The sequence below is a fragment of the Oerskovia sp. Root918 genome (assembly GCF_001428945.1).
Lineage (GTDB): Bacteria > Actinomycetota > Actinomycetes > Actinomycetales > Cellulomonadaceae > Oerskovia > Oerskovia enterophila.
Map to the genome: position 1 here is coordinate 14,075 of NZ_LMJG01000003.1, position 22,550 is coordinate 36,624.

Here is a 22,550-nt window from a genome sequence, read left to right on the forward strand (position 1 = left end):
CCAGTGCCCGGCCCCCTGCCGTCCTGGGTCGACGGCGGCGCGCGCGAGGCGATCCTTCGCTTCGTCGAGCGCGTCGCCGTCGGCCCCGACGCACTGCCCCCGGCCGAACGCGTCGCGGTCTTCGACAACGACGGCACCCTGTGGACCGAGAAGCCCATGCCCGTCCAGCTGCACTTCCTGGTCGAGCAGTGGGCCCGGGCCGCCGCCGCCGACCCGGCCCTGGCCGAGGACCAGCCCTACCGTGCGGCCGCGAGCGGGGACCTGGCCTGGCTGGCGCGCGCGGTCGACAAGCACTACGCGGGCGACGACTCGGACCTCGGAGTGCTGATCAAGGCCGTCGTGGCCGCCCAGGCCGGGCGATCGGTCGGGACCTACGCGCACGCGGTCCGGACCTTCCTCGACGAGGCCACGCACCCGGCGCTGGGCACCCCGTACCGGTTCGCGACGTACCAGCCCATGCGTGAGCTGCTGGACCTCCTGCGCGACCACGGATTCTCGACGTACATCACCTCGGGCGGCGACCGCGACTTCATGCGGCCGTTCACCGAGGACTACTACGGCGTGGCACCCGAGCAGGTCGTGGGGTCCAGCCTGGGTCTGACGTACGACGAGGAGACGGGCGACGTGGTCTACGGCTCGTCGTTCTCGTTCATGGACGACGGGCCGGAGAAGCCCGTGCGGATCTGGAGCCGGGTCGGGCGGCGGCCCGTGCTCGCGGTCGGCAACTCGAACGGCGACGTGCCCATGCTCGGGTACGCGGCCGCGCACCCGCTCGGCATGGCGGTCCTGATCCACCACGACGACCCGGGCCGTGGCGACCTGCCGTACGACACGGGCGCGGAGCAGGCGCTCAGCGTCGCCGCGGACAAGGGCTGGACCGTCGTGAGCGTGCGCGACGACTGGTCGCAGGTGTTCCCCGTCCCGTCGACCGATCCTCCGGGCCAGTCGACGGGCGGTGCCCTGGGAGCCGTCGCACAGGACGGGGCGGAGGCTCCGTGACGTCGACGCCCGCAGCGCCACGGCCCACGCGCTCGGGGATGCTCGGCGTCGACCTCTTCCCCACCCTGCGGGGGTACCGCGCGGCCTGGCTGCGCCGCGACGTCGTGGGCGGGCTCTCGGCGGGCGCCGTCGTCGTGCCGCAGGCCATGGCCTACGCGACCATCGCGGACCTGCCCGTGAGCTTCGGCCTGTACACGTGCATGGTCCCGCTCGTCGTGTACGCGCTGCTCGGCGGGTCGCGAGCCCTGAGCATGAGCACGACGTCGACGATCGCGACGCTGTCGGCCTCGACGCTGCTCGCGGCAGGGGTCGCGGCCGGTGCCGAGGACCCGGCCCGCGCGGTGTCCACGCTCACGCTCCTCGTCGGCGCCCTGCTGCTCCTCACCCGGGTCCTGCGCCTCGGGTCGCTCGTCGAGAACATCTCGCAGGCCACGCTCGTGGGGATCAAGGCCGGGGTGGGCGCGACGGTCGCTGCGGCCCAGCTCCCGCACCTGCTCGGGGTGCCCGCCGACCCCGACGCGACCGGCTTCTTCCGTGTCGTGGGGTCCGCGCTCGGCCGGCTCGACCAGGCCGTGCCCGCGACGGTCGTGCTCTCGGTCGGGAGCATCGCGGTCCTCGTGCTGCTCGGCCGCCTCGCTCCGAGGGTGCCGGCGCCGCTGGTCGTGGTGGCCGCGGGCATCCTGCTCGTGGCCTTCGCGGGGCTCACCGACCACGGCGTCGCGGTCATCGAGCCGGTCCCGCCGGGGCTGCCGCTGCCCGTCCTGCCGGACCTGTCGCTCGTCGGCTCGATGCTCGCGGGGGCGAGCGCGATCGCGATCATGGCGTTCCTCGAGACCGTCGCGGTGGGCCGCGGGGTGCGCCGGCCCGACGAGCCGCAGATCTCGCCCGACCAGGAGCTCCTGGCCAACGGCGTCGCGGCGGTCGTCGGGGCGTTCTTCCGGGCCATGCCGCCCGCGGGCGGGTTCTCGCAGACCGCGGTCAGCCTGCGCGCGGGGGCGCGCACCCAGGCCGCGGGGCTCGTGACCGCGGCCCTCGCCGTCCTGGTCGCGCTGTTCCTTGCCCCCGTGCTCGACGACCTGCCGCAGGCGACGCTCGGCGCGATGGTCGTCGTCGCGACCGTGAGCCTCATCAAGGTCGGGGACTTCGTGGTCTTGTGGCGGATCAACAGGGTCGAGTTCGCGGTCGCGGTGGTCACGACGGGGATCGGGCTCGTCGCGGGACTGCTGCCCGCGGTCGGCGTCGGCGTCGGCCTCACGCTGCTGCTCGTGCTGCGCGAGCTCGACCGGCCGCGCGTCGTGCCGCTGGTCCGCGCTCCCGAGGGCGGTTGGGCGCCTGTGGACCGTGGATCGGCTGCGGGGGACGACTCCGCGGAGGACGCGGCCGTGGCCCGCGAGGTCGCGCGCGAGGCGGCGCTCGAGTCGGGCGTCGCGCCCGGCGTCCTGGTCCTGCACCTCGACGCGGGGCTCTACACCGCGAACACCCGGCCCACGGTCGAGCGCGTCCTCGCCCTGGCCCGTGCCAGCAGCCCGACGCCGCGCGCCGTCGTGCTGGAGTCGGGGGCCCAGCGCGGCGTCACGTCGACCGTGCTCGACGGTCTCGCGGACCTCGACCGGCAGCTCGCCGGGATCGGCTGCACGCTCCTGCTCGCACGGGTCCCCCGCGCGACGACCGACCGCGCCATGGCTTCGCCCTGGTTCGCCGCGCTCGTGGCCGACGGGCGGCTCCTGCCGAGCGTCGACGCGGCGGTCGACGCGGTCCAGACCCTGCCGGCTACGCCCCGGTGATCAGCGCGTCGAGGCGCCTGATCGGGTCCCAGGCGCCGTCCTCGCTGTTGGACACGACCACGAGCGTCACGCCGGGCTCGCCGTCTCGCCCGGGATAGTGCCGCACGATCGCGCTCGACCCCGTGTTGATCCCGTCCTTGGAGAACGACCGGACCGTCCCGTCCGCCGTCACCTCGATCTCGAGGCCGAACGCGAAGTGCACGGCCGCCGTCTGCCCCGGCCCGGCACCCTCTATCTCGTGGTGCAGGACCTGCGGGGTCAGGAACGCCTGGGTCAGGTCGGGTGGCAGGAGCTCGCCCGCGCGGACGGCGTCGAGGAAGCGGACGAGATCGGCCGCGGTGACGTGCGCGCCGCCGTCGGGCGAGCCGATGGGCGGGTAGCTGTAGATGTTCTGCCGCCAGCCCACGATCGGGGGTGCGTCGCGCTCCCCGGCGTGGGCACCGTCGTCGGGCGCGCCGTCGTCGGGCACGGGAGCGCGGACGGGCTCCCAGCCCTCCGCGACGTCCGGCACCGCCTCCCGCATGTCGAAGAAGCCCGACGACGTCATGCCCGCCCGCGCGAAGACGTGCTCGCGGACGTAGTCGCGGTAGGTGAGGCCCGTGGCGTGCTCGAGAGCCAGGCCCGCCAGTACGTAGCCGACGTTGCAGTAGCGGCACCCCTCGCCCACAGGGAACGTCGGGGTCTTGTGGACGAACTGCGGCAGGAAGTCCGCGGTCCGGGTGACCGAGTAGCTCGGCTTGTCGACCCACAGGGCCTCGTAGGACTCGCCGGCCTCCTCGTCGGCGTCGTCCGCGATGCCCGAGGTGTGCGAGAGCAGGTGCCGTAGCGTCACCTCGCGCGGGATGAGGGTCCCGTCGAGGTCGACGACGTCATGGATCGAGGCGTCCAGGTCGAGCGTCCCCGCGGCGACCTGCTGGAGGACCGCGACCGACGTGAAGAGCTTGGTCACCGAGGCGACGTCGAAGCGCGTCGAGGCCTTGACGGGGACGCCCCAGCGCCGCGAGGCCAGGCCGTAGGCCCCCTCGAAGAGCGTCCTGCCGTCCTGGGACACGAGCACGACCCCCGAGAACTCGTCCCGCGCGGCGGCTTGCCGGAGGTGGTCGTCGAGCGCGGAGAAGGCCGCGGGGGTAGTGGTCATGCCCCCGACGGTAGGCCCGCCGGGCAGGCGCGGGCCAGGGCAATTCCTGCTCGTTCGGGGCGTGGCAGGATCGAAGGATGGACCTCGAGGACTTTCTGGACCACGTGAACCGCGGCGAGCTCATCGAGGGCGGGTCCGAGCAGCACGCCTTCATGCACGGAGCGGCCCAGGAGGCGCTGCAGGTCGTCGCCGACCTCAACTCCGGGTACCGCACTCCGGACGAGGTGCGCGCGCTGCTCGCCCGACTGACGGGGGCGGCCGTCGACGAGTCGGTCACGGTCTTCCCGCCGTTCTACTGCGAGTTCGGCAAGAACCTGACCCTGGGCAAGGACGTGTTCCTCAACAGCGGCTGCCGCTTCCAGGACACCGGGGGCATCACGATCGGCGACGGGACCCTCGTCGGGCACGGGTGCACCCTGACGACCCTGAACCATGCCGTCGACCCCGCCCGCCGGGCGGACATGATGCCGTCACCCATCAGGATCGGGCGCAAGGTCTGGCTCGGCGCCGCGGTCACGGTGGTCCCCGGCGTGACGATCGGTGACGGTGCGATCGTCGGCGCCGGGGCGGTCGTGACGAAGGACGTCCCGGCCGACACGATCGTCGCGGGGGTTCCCGCGAGGATCCTGCGCACCACCGGCTTCGACGCTTCGCTCGACTGACCGAGTGCCCGCGCACGGCGGGGTGCGACGATTCCCCCGCATGGCTCGTCGCCCCCTGACCCCACCATGGAACCGAACCGTTCGAAGGAGAACCACGATGCCCCGTCCCCGCCTCGGCGTGATCGTCCCGCGCGACCTGCCGATCGCCGACCTGTTCCCGTTCGCCCTGCGTGCCGAGGAGATCGGCCTCGACGAGATCTGGGTGGTCGAGGACTGCTTCTTCCGGGGCGGGATCGCGCAGGCCGCGACGATCCTGGCTCGGACGCAGGCGATCCACGTGGGCATCGGCATCCTGCCGGCCGCTGTCCGCAGCCCGGCCATGACGGCGCTCGAGGCGGGGACGCTCGCCGAGCTCCATCCCGGGCGGCTGCTGCTGGGGATCGGGCACGGGATGCCCGAGTGGATGCGCCAGATCGGCGTGTGGCCCAAGAGCCCGTTGACGCTGCTCGAGGAGACCACGGGCGCGGTCCGCGCCCTCCTGCACGGCGAGCGTCTCAGCGTCGACGGACGCTACGTACATCTCGATGACGTTGCGTTGTACAGCCCTCCGGCCGTCGCACCGCCCGTCCTCAACGGGGTGCGCGGACCTCGATCGTTGGAGGTCGCAGGCCGCGTCGCCGACGGCACGATCCTCGACATGCCCGTGACCCCCGAGTACCTGGGGACGGTCCGCGCGGCGGTCGAGCGCGGCCGGGCCGCAGCCGGTTCGAGCGCCCCGCCCGAGCACACCCTCGTCGCGTTCAGCCTCGCCGTGGTGCACGACGACGTCGCGACGGCCCGCGAGATCGTCCGGCCCGCGCTGGCCACGTTCGGCGCCGCGGACTGGACCGCGCAGATCGACCCGCTCCCGTTCGCGGCAGCGTTCCGGGAACTGCGCGACTCGACTGGCACGCCGCAGGAGTTCTCCCGGGCGCTGCCCGACGATTGGGTCGACCAGCTCGCGATCGTCGGGCCCCCCGACGTGGTCCGGGCGCGGCTGGCCGCGCTCGAGGCCAACGGGGTCAGCAGCGTGGTGGTCGTTCCCACGAGCCCCGACCCGGACCGGCCCGACGACCCCTTCGCGGCGCTCGACGCGCTGGCACGGGTGGTCCGGGACTGAACGTCCTGGCTGCACCTGGCGTGCCGAGAAGTGAGTTGAGGCCCCTGATCCGCGCGGATCAGGGGCATCAACTCACTTCTCGGCGAGCCAGTCCGGCCGGCCCGCGCTCAGTGGATCAGTTCTCGCCAGTTCGCGGGCACGCGGCTCGCGGGCCCCGGGGTCGTCTGGTCCTCGGGGTGCGCGAGCGGGGGCGCGAGCTCGGGCCCGTCGAACGCCTGCGCCGTCACGTAGTCCCAGTACCAGTCCTCGCCCGGCTCGTAGCTGCGCATGAGCCGGTGCCCGGTCTGGGCGAAGTGCGCGGTCGCATGCTGCGACGGAGACGTGTCGCAGCACCCCACGTGGCCGCACTCCGCGCACCGACGCAGGTGCACCCACCAGCCCGCGGCCTGCTCGCACTCGGCGCACCCAGGACCGCTCGGCGGCACCGTCAGGTCGAGGGACTCCTCGAGGCTGGGCGGGCCGCCGCTCTCGGCCGCCGTCACACCTGGGCCCCGACGCTCCGGACGACCGGCTCCCAGTCCTTGGGGTCGAGGGGCTCGGCGGGCTCTGCGGCCGCCCATCCGCGTGCGGCCTCGATGGTCGACGAGAGCAGCTCGTAGAGCGCGTCGTCGGCGTCCCGGGACCCGGCCTCGGCGATGCCCTGGACGGCTGCCGCGACGATGCTCGGCGCCGCGTCACGGGCGAACCGCGCGGGGCGCAGGCGCGACCCCTTGCAGAACGACTCGGCCCACGCCGCGGTGCGCGGCACCTTCTCCAGCGCCTCGACCGAGGCCTGCGTCCGGGTGCCGGGCTCACGGTCCTCGAGCTGGTCGAGCATGCGCTCGCCCGCGATGATCGCGACAGCGAGGACGTCCTGGCGGTCGCTCGGGGCGACGGGCAGGGCGGTCTGCGCGGCACCCAGGGCGATCCACACGCTCCAGCGCGGGTCGTCGCTGCGCAGCCCGATCACGGACGGGATGAGCAGGGCCAGGCGGGGCCGGGCCGTGTCGCTCGTGAGGTCGTTGACCGCTCGCGCGAGCATCGCGACGAGCGGGTGCGTGCACTGGGGGTGGTCGCTCCAGCGTTCGCCGGCCAGGTACGACGCGAGCTCCATGAAGCACGCGCCCTTCTTCGGGTTGCGGTGCTTGCCGCGTCCTAGCATCGGTAGCACGTCGTACGTCGATGTCACGAGGGCACCTCCATCAAGGGGTCCGGTCCATTCCAGTCTGCGACCGCCTCCCGGAGTTGGCAACGGGTGGGCTCCTCCTCCCGGACGGCCCGACGGCGGAGCGCCCGTCTAGCGGCTCGGCTCGCCCCCTGCGGGGCGCGGGCACATCGTCCCGAACCCCCCCTAAGGCACCTCAGACCACCTCAGGTGAGATACGCCGTCGGGCCTGAGGTGGGGCGTGCCCAGAAGCTGCCCGGTCGACCGATACGCCGCCTCGCGCCTCAGCACCAGAGTGAGGGTCAGGCGGACGCCAGGTCTGCCGGAACGGGGAGCATCATGAACGAGTTCAACGGCCCGTCTCTCGAGACGGACTTCCGTTACCACCAGCAGCTGGTCCGTGCGGACTTCTCGCCCGGGGAGAACGTCCTCCTGCGGTGGCTCCGCAGCCACGTCGGCAGTCAGCACGCGAGCACCACGGGTCAGGGCGGATGACGGAGCCCTCCTCCGGACGGGTGAGCCGGGGACGACGACCGCCCTCGGCACCACCCAGCACACCGTTCGCGGACGGTCCGGAGGAGGACTTGGTCACACCGGGTGCGGAGTATCAGGAAACTTCGTGGCAGCCGTCTGTGGCCACTGCAAGGATGGGCGGTATGCCGCGCCCCTCCCAGGCTCATTTCGTCGCAAGACAGCACCAGCTCGACGTGATCGCCGCAGCGGTGCGCCGTGCTGCCGCCGGGGACCCGGGCGCGATCCTGCTCGGAGCCGACGCCGGGGTCGGCAAGTCACGCCTCCTCGTCCGGGCTGCCGAGCTCGCGCGCGAGGCCGGGGCGACCGTGGTCGTGAGCCACTGCGTGGACCTGGGCGACGTCGGGCTCCCCTACCTGCCGTTCACCGAGGCGCTGTCCGAGCTCCGCGCGGCCGACGAGGTCGTCGACCGGACCATCGACGGTCGCCCCGCGCTGGGCCGGCTCCTCGACGCGGGCCCCTCGGCCCTCGAGGGCAACGGTGAGGACCAGGCCGGGCGCCTCCAGCTCTTCGAGGCCATCACCGCCGCGATCACAGCCCCCGGGCGCGCTGGGGCGCCCCTCGTGCTCGTGATCGAGGACCTGCACTGGGCCGACCCGTCGACGCGCGACGTCCTGCGCTTCCTCGTCGCGCGGCTGCGCGCCGAGCACCTGCTCGTGGTCGCGAGCTATCGCGCCGACGACCTCCATCGCCGCCATCCTCTGCGCCCCGTGCTCGCCGAGCTGCGTCGGCACCCGCGCGTCGAGCACCTCGACGTGGCCCCGTTCACGCCCGCCGAGCTCAAGCAGTTCACGACCGCGGTCGCCGGCAAGGCCCTGCCCAAGAACGACTTCGAACGGGTCATGAAGAGGTCGGAGGGCAACGCCTACTTCGCCGAGGAGCTCGTCGAGGCCGGGCCCCAGGCCGACGCCCTGCCCTGGTCCCTCGCCGACGTGCTGCACGCCCGCCTCGAACAGCTCGAGCCCGACGTCCAGCAGCTCGCCCGCATCGCGTCGCTCTCCGGGCGCGTGGTCGCCGAGCCGCTGCTGCGGGCCGTCGTCGGGCAGGACCTGGGCGTCTTCTCGCTCGGTGGGCTGCGCGCGCCAGGGACCCCCGCCACCCGCGCTGCGTGCGACCAGGCGTTCGACGCGACGCTCCGCGAGGCCGTGGCCCACCACGTGCTGACGATCGAGTCGGGCCGGATCGCGTTCCGCCACGCCCTGCTGGCCGAGGCCATCTCGGCCGACCTCCTGCCCGGAGAGCTCGCCGCGCTGCACCGCGCCTACCTCGCCGCCCTGACCGAGGACCCGTCGCTGGGCTCGCCCGCGCAGCGGGCCCACCACGCCCTCTCGGCCCACGAGACCACGACCGCGCTGGTCGCCTCGCGCGAGGCCGCCCGCCGAGCGGCGCGTGTCCTGGCCCCTGCCGAGGAGCTGCGGCACCTCGAGCAGGTGCTGCGCCTGTGGGACGCGGTCCCCGACGCCGCGGAGCTGCTGGGCGAGGATCGTGTCGACGTGGCCGTCGCGGCAGCGGCCGCGGCGAGCCGCGCAGGCGAGCCGGACCGAGCCGTCGCGATCGCCCGCAAGGTCGTCGAGTCGACCGCGGGCGACCCGCTGCGCCAGGCCTCGCTACGCCACGTGCTCTCGCTGCACCTGCTGGGGATCGAGCGTGTCGAGGAGGTCATCGAGCACACGGCCGCCGCGCTCGAGGTCCTGCCGACCGAGCCCCCGTCGCGCGACCGGGCCTGGACCCTCGCGACGCGCGCCCGCGCCGCGATGAACCTGGACCGCGTCGACATGGACGTCGTCGCGCAGGAGACGGCCGAGGAAGCCATCGCGGTCGCCCGGGCGATCGACGCCCCCGACGTCGAGGCCGACGCGCTCACCACGCTCGCGGTCCTCGAGGTCGACGACGCGGACCGCGCGGCCTCGCTCCTCGCGACGGCCCGCGAGCGCGCACAGGCCGCGGGCGACCTCCTGACCGAGATGCGGTGCTGGTACAACATCGCGGCCAACCGGTACTACTCGGGCGACCTGGACCAGGCTCTCGTCGAGGCGCACACGGGCCTCGAGCACGCGGTCGCCGCGGGCCTCGGATGGAACGGGTACGGGGTCGAGCTGCGCCTGTTCGGCGAGCTCGTCCGGTACGCGACGGGCGACCTGCGCCCACCGCCGTCGTCGCCCGAACCACCGCCGCCCAGCGCGGTCGCCGCGCTCGCCGCGGTCCAGCTCTACGCGGCCGTCGCCCGAGGCGACGAGGACGTGATCGAGCGCGCCCGCGGGCTCCGCCCCGAGTGGCAGCGCGACGGGCAGATCGCTCTCATCGCGGGCGGTTGCATGATCGACGCGCTCGTCTGGTCGGCGCATCGCGACGAGGCCCTGACGCTCGCGCAGGAGCTCATCGGCTACCTGGGACGCACCTGGAGCGACTACTTCCTGGGCCGGATCTGGATCTCGGCCCTCGCCCTTGCCGCCCTGGCGGACTCCGCCGAGGCACGCCGTCTGGTCGGCGCCACCACGGCGGACCTGCAGTCGCACGGCGACGCGCTGCTCGCGGAGGCCGAGACCACGGCGCTGCGCGGCCGGCCGCGCGGGGGCCGCCTCGGACCCGAGGGGGTCGCGTGGCTCGTGCGGGCCCGGGCGGAGCACAGCCGTCTCTCGGGGACCGACGACCCGGCGCTCTGGGCCGAGGCGACCAGCGCGTTCGACTACGGCTACCGCTACGAGGTCGCCCGGTCCCGCTGGCGGTGGGCGCAGGCGCTGCTCGGTGTGGGCGACCGCGAGGAGGCCGCGACCCAGGCCGGTCAGGCGCTCGAGGACGCCGAGGACATGGGCGCCGGGCCGCTCACGGGCGCCCTGCGCGACCTGGCACGCCGCGGGCGCCTGGACCTGCCGGGGCTGCGTCGCGGCGCGGTGACGGTGCTGACCGACCGCGAGGAGGAGGTCCTGCTGCTGGTCGCCCAGGGCCTCACCAACCGGCAGATCGGCGAGCGCCTCTTCATCAGCGGCAAGACCGTGAGCGTCCACGTCTCGAACGTGCTCGCCAAGCTCGGGGCGTCGGGGCGCACCGAGGCCGTCTCGATCGCGCACCAGCGAGGGCTGATCGAGGTCTGACCGCGGGTGTGGTTCGCTGGACGCCATGAGCGCCCCAGCACCCGGAACCCTCGTCCTGCTGCGCCACGGGGAGAGCGTCTACAACGCCGAGAACCGCTTCACGGGGCTGCTCGACGTCGACCTCTCGGACCGCGGCGTCCACGAGGCCGAGCTCGCGGGCGCCCAGCTCGCGGCGGCCTGCGAGCAGGACCCGTCGCTCGCGCCGCACCGCGTCCTCACCTCACCGCTCGTGCGTGCCTCGGCGACCGCGGCGATCGTCGCCGCGGCCCTGCCGGGCCCGCCGCCGCTCGTCCCCGAGTGGCGCCTGGTCGAGCGGCACTACGGCGCGTTCACCGACGACCTGCGCGAGTCCGTCCGGGCCGAGTACGGCGAGACGGCCTACTGGGAGTACCGCCGGTCGTTCGACCACCGGCCCCCGCCCGTCGAGGAGGGCAGCGAGGCCGCGGCCCGCGTCGCCGACACGTTCGGCCGTCTGCCCGACGCCGCCCGCTCGGGCATGCGCCGCGACACCGAGTCGCTCGCCGACGTGGTCCACCGGCTCGAACCCCTGTGGGAGGCGACGCGCGAGGCTCTGGATCGCGGCGAGAACCTGCTGGTCGTGGGCCACGGCAACTCGTTGCGGGCGTTCGTGATGCTCGTCGACCGCCTCACGGCCCCCGAGGTCCAGGTGCTCAACATCCCCACGGGGATGCCGCTCGTCCACCGCTTCACGCGCCAGGTGCCCGACGACGGAGCGCACCCGGGCGGGAAATCCCGCCCGGGTGCGTCGCTGGTCCCGGTGCACCGCGGCGGCCGCTACCTCGACGCAGACCGCGCCGAGGCGGCTCTGGCCGACCTGGAGCAGCGCGGCGGGACGTGAGCCGTGGCCGTCGGGCTGTTCAGCCCCAGGCGTACGACCGGTCGACGACACAGCGCCTCCAGGTGTCGGGGTCGACACCGAGCTTCTCGGGGGCCTTGGCGCCCATCTCGGTGACGGCGACGGCGCCCTGACCTCGGAGCTCGAGGCACACCGACATCAGGTCTGCGCCCGGCGCGATCTCGTCCAGTGCGGTCGCGACGGAGTCCTCGGGGGTCTCGGTCCTCGGGTCGGTCGAGCCGGCTCCGACCTCACGGGTCTTCGGGTCGAACGTCAGCTCGCACGCGGAGGCCTGGGGTCCGCAGGTCGTGACGACCTCGTTGTGGTTCGTGACCGCGAGCGCGCCACGGAAGGACAGCCGGTCGCCCGGCGGGTCGGCCTGGACCACGTAGAGCTCGAACCCGTCACCGGCCACCGGGAGCGTCGGCACGGCGACCGAGGTGATCTCGCGGTTCTCCGGTCCGGCGATGGGCTCCCAGGTCGCCAGGTAGGTCGTCGTCTCGGCCCACCCTCCGGTCGGTTCGGTGAGGCCCACCAGAAGCTCCGTGCCCGAGGCCGAGGTGAGCGCGGCCGAGCCCACCTCGTCGAGGACGACGTGGGCCGGCACGGCTCCCTCACGGAGGCGTCCGAGCTCGCCGTCGTCCCCCACCACCAGCTGGACGTGATGCACCTCGGCGGGCGCGTAGCCGAGGTCGATCATCTTCTGGATGTGTGCCGGGTCGCTGCTCTCCTGCGTCTCGAGGACCTCGCCGGTCTCCGGGTCGACCTGGATGTCGTACCCGGCCGCGCCGACCTCGACCGTCGAGACGATCAGGAACCGGTCGCCGTGCGCGCCGGTCTCGATCCCTGTGTCGAGCACGACGGTCCCGTCCGGGAGCTCGTAGGTCGCCGCCTCGGCCACGGCCGTGATCCCCGGTGCCACCTCCTGGTGCACCACCTCGGTGCTCAGCGTCTCGTACCCCGCTGCGGGGGCCAGCTCGTGCGCGACCTCGCCCGGCAGGCCCGTCGCGACCCCGACGCCCACCACGGCGACGGCCGTGAATGCTGCGGCGCCGGTCAGGACCCGGCGCGTCGTGGCCTTGCGCCGGCTGGTCGCCAGGACCACGGGCAGGTCGAGCGTGGACGGGGGGACCGCGTCCGCTGCGGAATGCAGCCGGTCGAAGAAGTCGTCGGTCGGGACGTTCATGAGGTGCCACCCTTTCCGGGCGAGTCGTCGAGGATCGTGCGGAGACGGGCAAGGGCCCGGGACGCGGTCGACTTCACGGTGCCGACCGGTAGACCGAGCTCGGTCGAGACCTCGGTCTCCGAGAGGTCGAGCAGGTGTCGCATGACCACGACACGGCGCTGCTTGAGCGGGAGCTGGAGCAGGGCTCGGACGACGAGGTCCCGGTCGTCCACGCCGGCCGGAGCCGTTCTCACCGGGCCACCGCCTCTCGGGGCGACCGCGAGCTCCTCGACGTGCCCCTGGAGGTCCTCGGGCCCGGACAGCACCTCGCGCCGGGTCCGGCGCCAGGTGTCGACCCGCAGGTTCGCGAGGATGCGACGCGCGTAGACGAGCGGGTCTCCGTCGCGCGCCCTGGACCATGCCCGGTAGGTGCGTTCGAACGTCTGCTGCGTGAGCTCCTCGGCGCGGTGCTGGTCGCCGCACAGCAGGTACGCCATGCGGTGCAGCGGGCCCACGGCCTGCTCCATGAAGACCGTGAACTCGGCGTTCCGAGTCGCGTGCAGCACCACGTCCTGCGCGGCGTGGTCACCGTCGAAGTCCGGGTCGAGCGGCTCCGCTGCGTCGCCGTCGGGCACTCGTCGCGGGCCGTCGATCGTGCCGCCGCCCCCCACGAGCGGCAGGACCGCCGTCATGGCAGCACCCCCGCGGGTGCGGGGCGCACCGGGTACGAGCCCCGGGCGGGAAGCCCTGCCGACCGGGACTCGAGCAGCTCGACGTCCCGCACCAGGGCGTCCCGCACGTGCCGGGTCAGGAGCGAACGCTGCTCGGGGGTGAACCTGCTCCGGCCGCCCGCCTCGGATCCCGAGGCGCCGTGCTCCAGCCGGTCGAGCGCCACGACGCGGTCGAGGAGCCTCAGGATCTCGTCCTGTTCGGCGCGGCCCGACACGTGCACGGCCACGACGCGGTCCGCGAGCGCCCGCTGGGCGTCGAGCACGCCGAAGCGCGACCCGTCCAGCACGACCCTGCCCAGCGGTCTGCGCACGACCAGCCACCCCCTGTCGTCGTCGGTGGTCACGACGCGAGCTCCGCGTACTGCGACGTGCCGCGGCACGATCGACCACCAGACGATGATGGCGCACACGGGCAGCGCGACCGCGAGCAGGACCATGCCGAGCATCGGTTGGGGTGAGGACCAGGCCAGGCCGACCGCGAGGAGCGATGCCCCGACGCTTCCGACCACGACCCCGACCGACCCCGCCGGCCCACTGTCCACGAGGTCCCGCAGCCGCCCCCTGACGGCTCGAGACCTCGCAGGCGCGGGTCCGGACGACGTGCTGCTGCCCCCTGCGACCCGTGCGCCGGAACTGCTCGGCGGGGGTCGGTACGTTGTCCTCACGAACGGAACACGCAGCTCCTCCCCCGAAGGTTCCCCCCGGGTGGGAATCAGTTCACATCCTGGGTTCTCCCAGGCCACGCCGAGGTTCCTCGCACGCAGCGCACACATAACCTACGCATCCGTAAGTTACGGTGTAGTAGTGAACACCTTGGCAAAGCAGCCCTGGCTGAGTCGGTACTCCCCAGGGGTTCCCGCAACCGTCGACGTCCCCGACGAGCCCGTGACCGCGGCGCTCGCCCGAGCCGCTGCACGCTGGCCGGACCGGGTGGCGGTCGACTTCTTCGGCGCCACGATCACGTACGCGCGCCTCGCCCAGAAGGTGGACCGCGCAGCGAGCGCCCTGTCCACCCTGGGCGTCGGCCCAGGAGACCGTGTCGCGCTCGTCATGCCCAACTGCACGTCGCACCTCGTCGCGTTCTACGCCGCGCTGCGCCTGGGCGCGACGGTCGTCGAGCACAACCCCACCTACTCGTCCGACGAGCTGGCCCACCAGCTCGCGGACTCGGGCGCCACGGTCGCGCTCGTGTGGCAGAAGGCCGTCCCCGCGGTCCTTTCGGCCCAGCCGCACACCGAGCTCCGCAAGGTGGTGTCGGTTGACGTCGCCCGTGACCTGCCCTTCGTCAAGCGCCTCGCGCTGCACCTGCCCGTCGAGGCGGCGCGCACCCAGAAGGCCGCGCTGCGCGGCCCTGCCTCGGCAGGGGTGCCGGACTGGCACCGTCTCGTCGCCGCGGCCGGCCCGCTCGACCCGTCGACGCCGCAGCCCACGGCCGACGACGTCGCGCTCCTCCAGTACACCGGCGGCACCACGGGCACGCCCAAGGGCGCGGTCCTGACGCACCGGAACCTCGTCGCGAACACCGTGCAGGGTCAGGCGTGGGCGTCGTTCCGCGAGGGCGAGGAGACCGTCTACGGGGTCCTGCCGTTCTTCCACGCGTTCGGCCTCATGTTCTGCCTGACGCTCCCGGCGCGGATCGGCGCGACGCTCGTCGCGTTCCCCAAGTTCGACGCCGACTCGGTCCTGGCCGCGCAGAAGCGTCGCCCCGCGACGTTCCTCCCGGGCGTCGCTCCCATGTTCGACCGCGTCGCGGCCGCTGCCGCGAAGGCCCGCGCGGCGGGCAAGCCCGTGGACCTGCACTCGATCCGGCTCGCGTTCGCGGGGGCCATGCCCATCAGCCCGACGACGGCGCGCACCTGGGAGGAGGCGACCGGCGGTCTGCTCATCGAGGGCTACGGCATGACCGAGACGTCCCCCGTGGCGCTCGGCAACCCCGTCTCGGCCGACCGTCGCCCCGGCACCCTGGGCCTGCCCTTCCCGAGCACCGACATCCGGGTCGTCGACCAGGACGACCCGACGCAGGACGTCGTCCCCGACGAGCACGGCACGGTCCGCGGCGAGCTGCTCATCCACGGGCCGCAGGTCTTCCAGGGCTACTGGAACCGCCCCGAGGAGACGGCCCACCAGCTGCTCGAGGGAGGCTGGCTCCGTACGGGCGACGTCGTGACCGTGGACGCGGACGGCGTGGTCACGCTCGTCGACCGCATCAAGGAGATGATCATCACGGGCGGGTTCAAGATCTACCCGTCGCAGGTCGAGGACCACCTGCGCCTCATGCCGGGCATCCGGGACGTCGCGGTCGTGGGCCTGCCGGGCGAGGGCTCGGACGAGCGCGTCGCGGCGGCGATCGTGCTCGACGAGTCGGAGACGACCGCGAGCGGCCTGCCCGTCGACCTCGCGGCCGTGCGCGCCTGGGGCGAGCAGAAGCTGGCGCGCTACGCGCTGCCCAAGCACCTGTTCGTCGTGCCGGACCTGCCGCGCTCGCAGATCGGCAAGGTGCTGCGCCGCGTGGTCCGCGAGAACGTGCTGGGCAAGCCGACCGACGGCGACGGCTCACACCCCACGGGCGGCGCGGCCCCGACCGCCTGACCCCGCCCTCTCCGTACGACGCGAGGCACCTCCCGGACCGGGAGGTGCCTCGTGCCGTCTCCGGGGGCAGCAGCGCCCGCCGTGGCGCGGACCCCAGCCGTCCTCAGCGCTCGAGCAGGTCGCGCACGTGCGCCGCGATGTCGTCGCGCACGAGCCGCATGCGTTCCATGCCCTCGATGCCGCGCAGCGACGGCTCGTCGGTGTCCCAGACGACGACGGGCGTCCCGTCGTCGGTCGTCACCTGGGCGTCGCGCCCGAGGACGACGACGACGTCCGCTGCGGCGACCAGCTCCGGGGTGAGGGGCTGAGGGTGCTCGCCCGACAGGTCGACGCCGACCTCGGCCAGCGCCTCGACCGAGAGCGCGTTGAGGCTCGACCCCGGTGACGTGCCCGCCGAGTCGACCTGGACGTCGGGTGCGATCTGCCGCGCGAGCCCTGCGGCCATCTGCGACTTGCCACCGTTCTTGACGCACACGAACAGGACGGATCGGGGCGCGCTCATCGGGGGTCCTCCTGCTCGTCAGCCGACCGGCCGTGGGCCGTACCGGTCGCGAATCCCAGGCTACCGGCGGGGGCGCCGAACGTGACGAGCACGGGCTCCGGGGATACCGGGGACGTGCCGCAGCACGAGACCTCGGCAGCCTCGCCGGACACCGGGTCGAGGGCGAGGTCGGTCGAGCAGACCCCGGTCGCGGGCAGGTCGAGCTGGACCAGGTCCGCGGCCTCCCGGTCGCCCGCGAGCGCCGCGGCGATCGAGCGCACCTGCTCGTAGCCCGTCGCGAGGAGGAACGTCGGCGCCCGGCCGTAGCTCTTCATGCCCACGACGTAGAAGCCGGTGTCGGGGTGGGTCAGCAGGGCCTCGCCGTGCGGCGGGACGGTCCCGCACGAGTGGTGGTTCGGGTCGATCAGGTCGGCGAGAGCGCGGGGCGACTCGACCACCGGGTCCAGGTCGAGCCGGACCTCGCGGAGCATGTCGAGGTCGGGTCGGAAGCCGGTCGCGCCGACGACCGTGTCGACCTCGAGGTCGAGCTCCCCGTCGCGCGTGGTGCCCTGGACCCGGACGGGGCCGCCGGGCGCCGCCGGCGCAGCGGACCGCACGGGAGCGTCAGCCGTGCCGACGGTGCCGGACGTGCCGACGGGCCAGTTCCCACCCGCGGGCTCGACCGGCTCGATCCGTTCGATCGAGGTGCGCGTCGCCAGCGTGACGAGCCCCGACTCGACGGCGTCGCGCAGCCGGGTCCCCAGCAGCCCGCGCGCGGGCAGCTCGTCGTCGGTCCCGCCGCCGTAGAGACGACGCGGAGACCCGCCCCGGACGGCCCAGGTGATGCGCGTGCCGGGCTCGTCGCGGGCGAGCTCGACGAGGCTCAGGAGCGTGTTCGCGGCCGAGTGCCCCATCCCGACGACGAGCGTCCGGCGGCCCGCGAAGAGCGCACGGTCGGTGCCCAGCACGTCGGGCAGCGGCCCCGTCACGGCGGACGACCCGACCTCGCCGAGGGCGGGCAGCCCGCCCGTGCCGACGGGGTTCGGCTGCCCCCACGTGCCGGACGCGTCGAGGACCGCACGGGCGCGCACGTGGTGCGTGGCGCCGTCGGGCCCCAGGACGCGGACCCGGTACGCGAGCCGCTCCCGTCCGAGCGAACGCGTCTTGTCCGCGCCCTCGCGCGAGACCGCGACCACGCGCGACGACGTCCGCAGGCGGGCCGCGATCTGCGGCGTCGCGGCGAGCGGGGTCAGGTAGCGCTCGACGAGCTCGGATCCCGTAGGCAGGGCGTCGGGGTCCGGGGCGGTCCACCCCGTGGCCTCGAGGAGGCGGCGCGCGGCGGCGTCGACGTCGTAGCGCCACGGCGAGAACAGTCGCACGTGGCCCCACGCGGCGACCGCCGACCCCGCCGACCCGCCGGCCTCCAGGACCAGGGGCTCGATCCCCCGCTCGAGCAGGTGGGCGGCGGCAGCGAGCCCCACCGGTCCGGCTCCCACGACGACGACGGGCAGCTCCTCGTGAACGGCCATGGCCTCTCCTTCCTCGGGCGACCCACCGGGCACCAGGCACAGGGATCGACAAACTTCGATGCCTGAACGTATCGAAGAATGTCGATGCGTGGCAAGATGTGGGCATGACGACCTCGATCGCCCCCGCCGACACCCGGGCCGCGGCGTGCTGCGGACCGGACGAGACCGAGGGCACCGCGGCACACGGCACGTCGGCAGGTCCGGCCGACGTCGAGCACCTCGCCCGAACCTTCAAGGCGCTCGGCGACCCGACGCGCGTCCACCTGCTCGCGATCGTCGCAGCCTCGGCAGGCGGCGAGGCGTGCGTGTGCGACCTCGTGGAGCCCGTGGGGCTCAGCCAGCCCACCGTGAGCCACCACCTCAAGATCCTCGTCGACGCCGGACTGCTGCATCGCGAGAAGCGTGGGGTCTGGGCTTACTACGCGCTGGTACCGGGCGCGGCCGAGGGTGTCGCGCGCGAGCTCCTGGGGATCGCGGCACCGAGCGACCCATCTGCAACCTAGGGGTTGCACTCAGGGTCTCCATGTGCAACTCTGAAGTTGCACATGAACCCTTCGAGAGGAACGACCATGACGTCCATCGACCAGCAGGCTGTCATCGACCCCGAGAAGTTCCAGGTGACGCGCACCGTCCTCGTCCACGCGACCCCCGACCGCGTCTGGGCGGCACTGACCCGCGACGACCTCATCGCCCAGTGGTTCGGCCAGAGGGCCTCGCTGCCCGACCTGCGCGTGGGCGGCGAAGGGTCGTTCGGCTTCGACGGGTTCGGCGAGTTCGCCGTCCGCATCGACGAGTACGACGAGCCGGTCGCGTTCGCCTTCACGTGGACCAACCAGCCCAGCACGCCCCTGCGCGACGACAACTCGACCCAGGTCCGGTTCACCCTCGCGGCCGACGGGCCGGGGACGCTGCTCAGCGTCGTCGAGTCCGGGTTCGACCGCCTCGGCGAGGGATCCGCCCACGCCATGGAGAGCAACCGTTCCGGGTGGACCGGCGAGCTGGACGAGCTCGTCGCGTTCCTCGAGAGCGCCCACCAGGCCGTCCCCGACGGACGGACGGCATGAGCACCTCGTCACTGGCCCCCGTGTTCGCCGCGCTCGCCGACGACACCAGGTGGCAGCTGCTCCAGGAGCTCGGGCGGGCGGACCTCTCGGCCTCCGCACTGGCGTCGCGCCTGCCCATCTCCCGGCAGGCGATCGCCAAGCACCTCGCGGTCCTCGCCGAGGCCGGGCTCGTCGAGCCCGTGCGGGTCGGGCGCGAGGTGCGCTACCAGGCCGTCGGGTCCCGCCTCACCGAGACGGCCCGAGCCCTCGACGCGATCGGCGCCACGTGGGAGCGGCGCCTCGACACGATCCGCAGGATCGCCGAAGCGCCGTAGCGCCGTGTGGCGTGGCGCGTTCCCCGAGCACACCCGGGGCGCGCGCCGCACCGCCGTCACCAGGAGGCGTCGTTGCCCCTGCGCCCGGCCCGCGCCCACGTCAATCCTCCAGGCCCCTCTCCGATAGCGCCGTGACCGTCACCTGACGGATGCGCCGGTCCTCGACCGCGCTCACGGTCAACCGGTGCCCGGGCAGGTCGACGGCGTCTCCGACCGCACCCAGACGCCCCAGACGCGCGATGACGTACCCGGCGACGGTCTCGTACGGGCCGTCGGCGAGCCGGATGCCGCTCTGGTCGGCGAACGCCTCGAGCGTGAGGCCCGCGTCGAAGCTCCCCCGGGCCAGGGGCTCGTGGGCGAGGTCGTACTCGTCGCGGATGTCCCCGACGAGCTCCTCGACCAGGTCCTCGAGCGTGACGATCCCGTCCGTTCCCCCGTACTCGTCGACGACGATCGCGAGGTGGACCCCGGTCCGCCGCATGAGCGACAGCGAGGGCAGCAGCTGGTTCGTGCCGGGCAGCTCGAGCACGGCACGTGTCACGTCGCGCACGGTCCGCGGCACGCCCGTCGGGGCGTCGTCGTGAGCGTCGAGGAGGTCGCGGACGTGCAGGAACCCGACGACGTCGTCGAAGTCCTCTCCCGTGACCGGGTAGCGCGAGTAGGGCTGGGTCCGCACGACCGTGGCCGCCTCGACGAGCGGGAGGTCGGCGGACAGGAAGACGACCTCGCCGCGTGGCCGCATGGCCTCGACGACCGACCGTCCGGCCGCCGAGAACACGTCGGTGAGGATCTTCCGCTCGTCCTCGGGCAAGGCCTCGTGCGCGATCACGAGGTCCCGCAGCTCCTCCTCGGTCATCTGCTCGCTCCGCGCGGTCGGGTTGCCGCCCAGCAGGCGCACCACCAGGTCCGTGGACCGCGACAGCAGCCAGATGACCGGCCGCATCGCGGTCGCGAACCGGTCGAGCGGCGGCCCGACGACGACCGCGACCTGGGCGGACCGCTGGAGCGCAATGCGCTTGGGGACCAGCTCGCCCAGCACCAGCGACAGGTAGGAGATGACGAGCGTCAACGCCACGAGCGAGACGGTCGATGCGAGCCCGGTCGGCAGCCCGAGCGACTCGAGCGCCGGGACGAAGTCCGGGGCGAGGGTCGACGCGCCGTAGGCCGCAGACAGGAAGCCGGCCACCGTCACGCCGATCTGGACAGCGGCGAGAAACCTGTTGGGGTCGCGGGCCACCCCGGCGACCCGCTTGCCCCGCGGCCCTTGCTGCTCAAGCTGCTTGATCTGCGAGTCGCGCAACGAGACCAGGGCGAACTCGGTCCCGGCGAAGACGCCGCCGACCAGCACGAACACGAGGACCAGCCCGACGTTGAGCCAGGTTCCGGAGTCCATCAGCCGTCTCTCTCAGCTCGTGGGCAGGTGATGAGCACGTGGTACTGCACAACGAAGCCCGGCTCCGTGGAGTTCCTTCCTCACGGCCTCGTGGGCGAGGCGCGAGGAGGCCGCCGGCCGGTCTCCCGCCTCCCGTGACCTAGGCTCGCGGGGTGAGGACCGCGCGCACCTGGCCGACGCTGGGCGCCGCCCTGACCTACCTCGGCACCTCGTTCGGCACGTATCTCAAGGCGATCCTGCTGCTCCAGGGCGTGAGCGTGCTCGTCGTCTTCCCGGGCCTCGCGTGGCTCTTCGAGCTCGCGCTCGACCAGGCCGGCGTCGAGGCCCTCACGCAGCGGACCCTCGGCGAGGTCCTGCGCTCGCCCGTCGCGGACCTGCTGATCCTCCTCATCGGAGCCCTCGCGTGCCTCGTGGTGCTCGTCCAGGTGGGGGCGTTGCTCGTGATCGCCCACCGGCTCGCTCACCGCGAGCCGGTCACGGTCCGCACGGTCGCCCGCGACCTGCTCGGGGCGGCGCGCAAGCTCCTCAGCCCTCAGGTGCTGCTGTTCGTGCCGTACTTCTTCGTGGTCCTGCCGCTCGGCAACGTGGGGGTCGTGGCGACGGTCGTGCGCGGGATCCGCATCCCGCGGTTCGTCGTGGGGTCGCTGCTCGAGACCGACGCGGGCACCTGGCTCTACTACGGCTTCCTCGCCGGGGTGCTCTACCTCAACCTGCGCCTGGTCCTCACGCTCGCGGTGTTCGTCACGAGCGACGCGTCGGTCGCGGCCTCGATGGCGACGAGCTGGCGCCTGACGCGCTGGCACACGTGGCGCTTCGTGGTGCTGTTCGGCGTCGTGCTCGCGGTCGCGGCGACGTTCCTGGTGGGCGTCGTGAACGTGGGTCTCGCACCGACGCGCTTCACGGACCGCGTCATGCCCGACGCGTCGCCGCTCGTCGCGGGCTTCTCGCTCGCGGCGGTCCAGATCGCGGTGTTCGTCGTCACGGGGTTCGTCGCGGCGATGCTCGCCCAGGTCGTGGTGGTCGCGCTGGGGGTGCGCCAGGGCGAGGGGCCCGACGGCGGAGCGATCCACTCCGCGCCCGCCGAGCCGGTCGCGGCCCGGCTGCACGGACCGCGATGGGTGCGCGTCGTCGTCGGGATCGCGGGCGTCGTCGCCCTCGCGGTCCTGTCGGTCTACAACACCTCGGTCATGACGGACATCGGCAACCGCAGCGAGACGGGCGTGATCGCCCATCGCGGGTACCCGTCGCGGGGGGTCGAGAACACGATCCCCTCGCTCGAGGCCGCCGCCGCGGCCCGCCCGGCCTACGTCGAGATCGACGTGCAGCAGGCGGGTGACGGCGGGATCGTCGTCGTCCACGACACCAACCTCGAGCGCCTCGCCGGGACCGACCAGGACGTCTACGACCTGACGACCGCCGAGCTCACCGCGACGACCGTGCGCGCGCGGGGGCACGAGGCCACCGTCCCGACGCTCGACGCGTTCGTCGACCGTGCGCAGGAGCTCGGCGTCCCCCTCCTCGTCGAGATCAAGCCCCACGGCCACGAGTCCCCCGGGTACGTCGAGGACGTGGTCGCGCTGCTCCAGGCCAAGGGCGTCGCCGGCACGTACCTGGTGCAGTCGCTCGACAAGGACGTCGTCGAGCAGGTCGAGGCCCTGGCACCGGAGATCGGGACGGGCTACGTGCTCCCCGTGAACCTGGGGCGGCTGCCCGCGACGACCGCGGACTTCGTCGCGGTCGAGGAGTCGTCCTTCACGCCCTCTCTGCTCGCCGAGGCGCACGCGGCGGGCAAGCAGGTCTTCGTCTGGACGGTCGACGAGCCCGCCGCGATGCGCGGCTACGTGCGCGAAGGGGTCGACGGGATCATCACCGACCTGCCGACGAGGGCCGCGCACGAGCGGGACGCCGTCGTCGCCGACACCACGCTGTCCTCGCGCCTGGAGGACGCGGTCCACGGGATCCTGTCGTGGTGAGCGGCG

The 22,550-nt window shown here is 73.5% G+C and carries 21 protein-coding genes; 12 read left to right on the forward strand and 9 right to left on the reverse strand.

Translation table 11 applies throughout. The annotated features are described in order from the left end of the window. The first annotated feature begins 3 nt into the window (after positions 1-3). Together ASE27_RS05695 and ASE27_RS05700 are read left to right on the forward strand one after the other, a co-directional pair. Positions 4-999, forward strand: a complete 996-nt coding sequence (locus ASE27_RS05695) for an HAD family phosphatase (protein ID WP_082608594.1) — start codon at positions 4-6, stop codon at positions 997-999. Then, positions 996-2,783: a SulP family inorganic anion transporter gene (locus tag ASE27_RS05700; RefSeq protein ID WP_235534147.1), complete on the forward strand. Its 1,788-nt coding sequence runs from the start codon at positions 996-998 to the stop codon at positions 2,781-2,783. The genes ASE27_RS05695 and ASE27_RS05700 overlap by 4 nt, the downstream gene beginning before the upstream one ends. Here ASE27_RS05700 and ASE27_RS05705 read toward each other — a convergent pair. Next, a complete protein-coding gene (locus ASE27_RS05705) occupies positions 2,770-3,921 on the reverse strand; it encodes a serine hydrolase (RefSeq protein WP_056647365.1) in 1,152 nt (383 codons plus the stop codon). The two genes, ASE27_RS05700 and ASE27_RS05705, sit on opposite strands and share 14 nt — an antisense overlap. Before the next feature lie 77 nt (positions 3,922-3,998). Between ASE27_RS05705 and ASE27_RS05710 the strand changes: the two genes are divergently transcribed. Continuing rightward, positions 3,999-4,583 (forward strand): sugar O-acetyltransferase, encoded by a 585-nt coding sequence (locus tag ASE27_RS05710; protein WP_056647369.1) that lies wholly within the window; start codon positions 3,999-4,001, stop codon positions 4,581-4,583. 97 nt (positions 4,584-4,680) lie between these two features. After that, entirely contained in the window at positions 4,681-5,682 is a 1,002-nt protein-coding gene (locus tag ASE27_RS05715; protein WP_056647371.1) for an LLM class flavin-dependent oxidoreductase, read from the forward strand. A gap of 107 nt (positions 5,683-5,789) precedes the next feature. Here the strand turns inward: ASE27_RS05715 and ASE27_RS05720 are convergent, their stop codons facing one another. Together ASE27_RS05720 and ASE27_RS05725 are read right to left on the reverse strand one after the other, a co-directional pair. Beyond that, positions 5,790-6,164, reverse strand: coding sequence for a UBP-type zinc finger domain-containing protein (locus ASE27_RS05720; protein WP_056647374.1), 375 nt, complete (start codon positions 6,162-6,164; stop codon positions 5,790-5,792). Further along, a complete protein-coding gene (locus ASE27_RS05725) occupies positions 6,161-6,823 on the reverse strand; it encodes a hypothetical protein (protein ID WP_056647377.1) in 663 nt (220 codons plus the stop codon). Before ASE27_RS05725 ends, ASE27_RS05720 begins: the two co-directional genes overlap by 4 nt. Before the next feature lie 342 nt (positions 6,824-7,165). On the opposite strand from ASE27_RS05725, the gene ASE27_RS20170 reads away from it, so the two are divergent. The 3 genes from ASE27_RS20170 to ASE27_RS05735 all read left to right on the forward strand — a co-directional run bounded on the left by ASE27_RS20170 (position 7,166) and on the right by ASE27_RS05735 (position 11,308). After that, positions 7,166-7,321, forward strand: a complete 156-nt coding sequence (locus ASE27_RS20170; RefSeq protein WP_157257399.1) for a hypothetical protein — start codon at positions 7,166-7,168, stop codon at positions 7,319-7,321. Positions 7,322-7,482: 161 nt separating this feature from the next. Next, on the forward strand, positions 7,483-10,449 hold the full coding sequence (locus tag ASE27_RS05730; protein ID WP_056647380.1) for a helix-turn-helix transcriptional regulator: 2,967 nt from the start codon (positions 7,483-7,485) through the stop codon (positions 10,447-10,449). Positions 10,450-10,474: 25 nt separating this feature from the next. Continuing rightward, entirely contained in the window at positions 10,475-11,308 is an 834-nt protein-coding gene (locus tag ASE27_RS05735) for a 2,3-bisphosphoglycerate-dependent phosphoglycerate mutase (RefSeq protein WP_056647386.1), read from the forward strand. A 19-nt stretch (positions 11,309-11,327) separates the two neighbouring features. Here the strand turns inward: ASE27_RS05735 and ASE27_RS05740 are convergent, their stop codons facing one another. The 3 genes from ASE27_RS05740 to ASE27_RS05750 are packed head-to-tail and all read right to left on the reverse strand — an operon-like array spanning position 11,328 to position 13,710. Then, on the reverse strand, positions 11,328-12,491 hold the full coding sequence (locus tag ASE27_RS05740; RefSeq protein WP_056647388.1) for a hypothetical protein: 1,164 nt from the start codon (positions 12,489-12,491) through the stop codon (positions 11,328-11,330). Next, the gene (locus ASE27_RS05745) at positions 12,488-13,162 is read right to left on the reverse strand and encodes a SigE family RNA polymerase sigma factor (protein ID WP_235534148.1); all 675 of its coding nucleotides are present in this window, start codon (positions 13,160-13,162) and stop codon (positions 12,488-12,490) included. The genes ASE27_RS05740 and ASE27_RS05745 overlap by 4 nt, the downstream gene beginning before the upstream one ends. Next, positions 13,159-13,710 carry a hypothetical protein gene (locus ASE27_RS05750; RefSeq protein WP_056647392.1) on the reverse strand — a complete coding sequence of 184 codons (552 nt, stop codon included), beginning with the start codon at positions 13,708-13,710 and terminating at the stop codon, positions 13,159-13,161. Before ASE27_RS05750 ends, ASE27_RS05745 begins: the two co-directional genes overlap by 4 nt. A 295-nt stretch (positions 13,711-14,005) precedes the next feature. Between ASE27_RS05750 and ASE27_RS05755 the strand changes: the two genes are divergently transcribed. Continuing rightward, a complete protein-coding gene (locus ASE27_RS05755) occupies positions 14,006-15,790 on the forward strand; it encodes an AMP-binding protein (protein WP_056647395.1) in 1,785 nt (594 codons plus the stop codon). 103 nt (positions 15,791-15,893) lie between these two features. Here the strand turns inward: ASE27_RS05755 and ASE27_RS05760 are convergent, their stop codons facing one another. Both ASE27_RS05760 and ASE27_RS05765 read right to left on the reverse strand, forming a co-directional pair. Then, entirely contained in the window at positions 15,894-16,292 is a 399-nt protein-coding gene (locus tag ASE27_RS05760) for a low molecular weight phosphatase family protein (RefSeq protein WP_056647398.1), read from the reverse strand. Continuing rightward, the gene (locus ASE27_RS05765) at positions 16,289-17,800 is read right to left on the reverse strand and encodes an NAD(P)-binding protein (RefSeq protein ID WP_056647402.1); all 1,512 of its coding nucleotides are present in this window, start codon (positions 17,798-17,800) and stop codon (positions 16,289-16,291) included. The genes ASE27_RS05760 and ASE27_RS05765 overlap by 4 nt, the downstream gene beginning before the upstream one ends. 104 nt (positions 17,801-17,904) lie before the next feature. On the opposite strand from ASE27_RS05765, the gene ASE27_RS05770 reads away from it, so the two are divergent. The 3 genes from ASE27_RS05770 to ASE27_RS05780 all read left to right on the forward strand — a co-directional run bounded on the left by ASE27_RS05770 (position 17,905) and on the right by ASE27_RS05780 (position 19,178). Beyond that, positions 17,905-18,303, forward strand: a complete 399-nt coding sequence (locus tag ASE27_RS05770) for a metalloregulator ArsR/SmtB family transcription factor (RefSeq protein ID WP_056647403.1) — start codon at positions 17,905-17,907, stop codon at positions 18,301-18,303. A gap of 66 nt (positions 18,304-18,369) precedes the next feature. Then, complete coding sequence (locus ASE27_RS05775) at positions 18,370-18,864, forward strand: SRPBCC domain-containing protein (protein WP_056647405.1); 495 nt, start codon at positions 18,370-18,372, stop codon at positions 18,862-18,864. Further along, entirely contained in the window at positions 18,861-19,178 is a 318-nt protein-coding gene (locus ASE27_RS05780) for a helix-turn-helix transcriptional regulator (protein ID WP_200955896.1), read from the forward strand. Before ASE27_RS05775 ends, ASE27_RS05780 begins: the two co-directional genes overlap by 4 nt. Positions 19,179-19,278: 100 nt before the next feature. Here ASE27_RS05780 and ASE27_RS05785 read toward each other — a convergent pair whose 3' ends face one another. Continuing rightward, positions 19,279-20,571, reverse strand: a complete 1,293-nt coding sequence (locus ASE27_RS05785; protein WP_056647407.1) for a hemolysin family protein — start codon at positions 20,569-20,571, stop codon at positions 19,279-19,281. A 152-nt stretch (positions 20,572-20,723) separates the two neighbouring features. On the opposite strand from ASE27_RS05785, the gene ASE27_RS05790 reads away from it, so the two are divergent. Next, positions 20,724-22,544 carry a glycerophosphoryl diester phosphodiesterase membrane domain-containing protein gene (locus tag ASE27_RS05790; RefSeq protein ID WP_056647411.1) on the forward strand — a complete coding sequence of 607 codons (1,821 nt, stop codon included), beginning with the start codon at positions 20,724-20,726 and terminating at the stop codon, positions 22,542-22,544. Positions 22,545-22,550 lie beyond the last annotated feature (6 nt).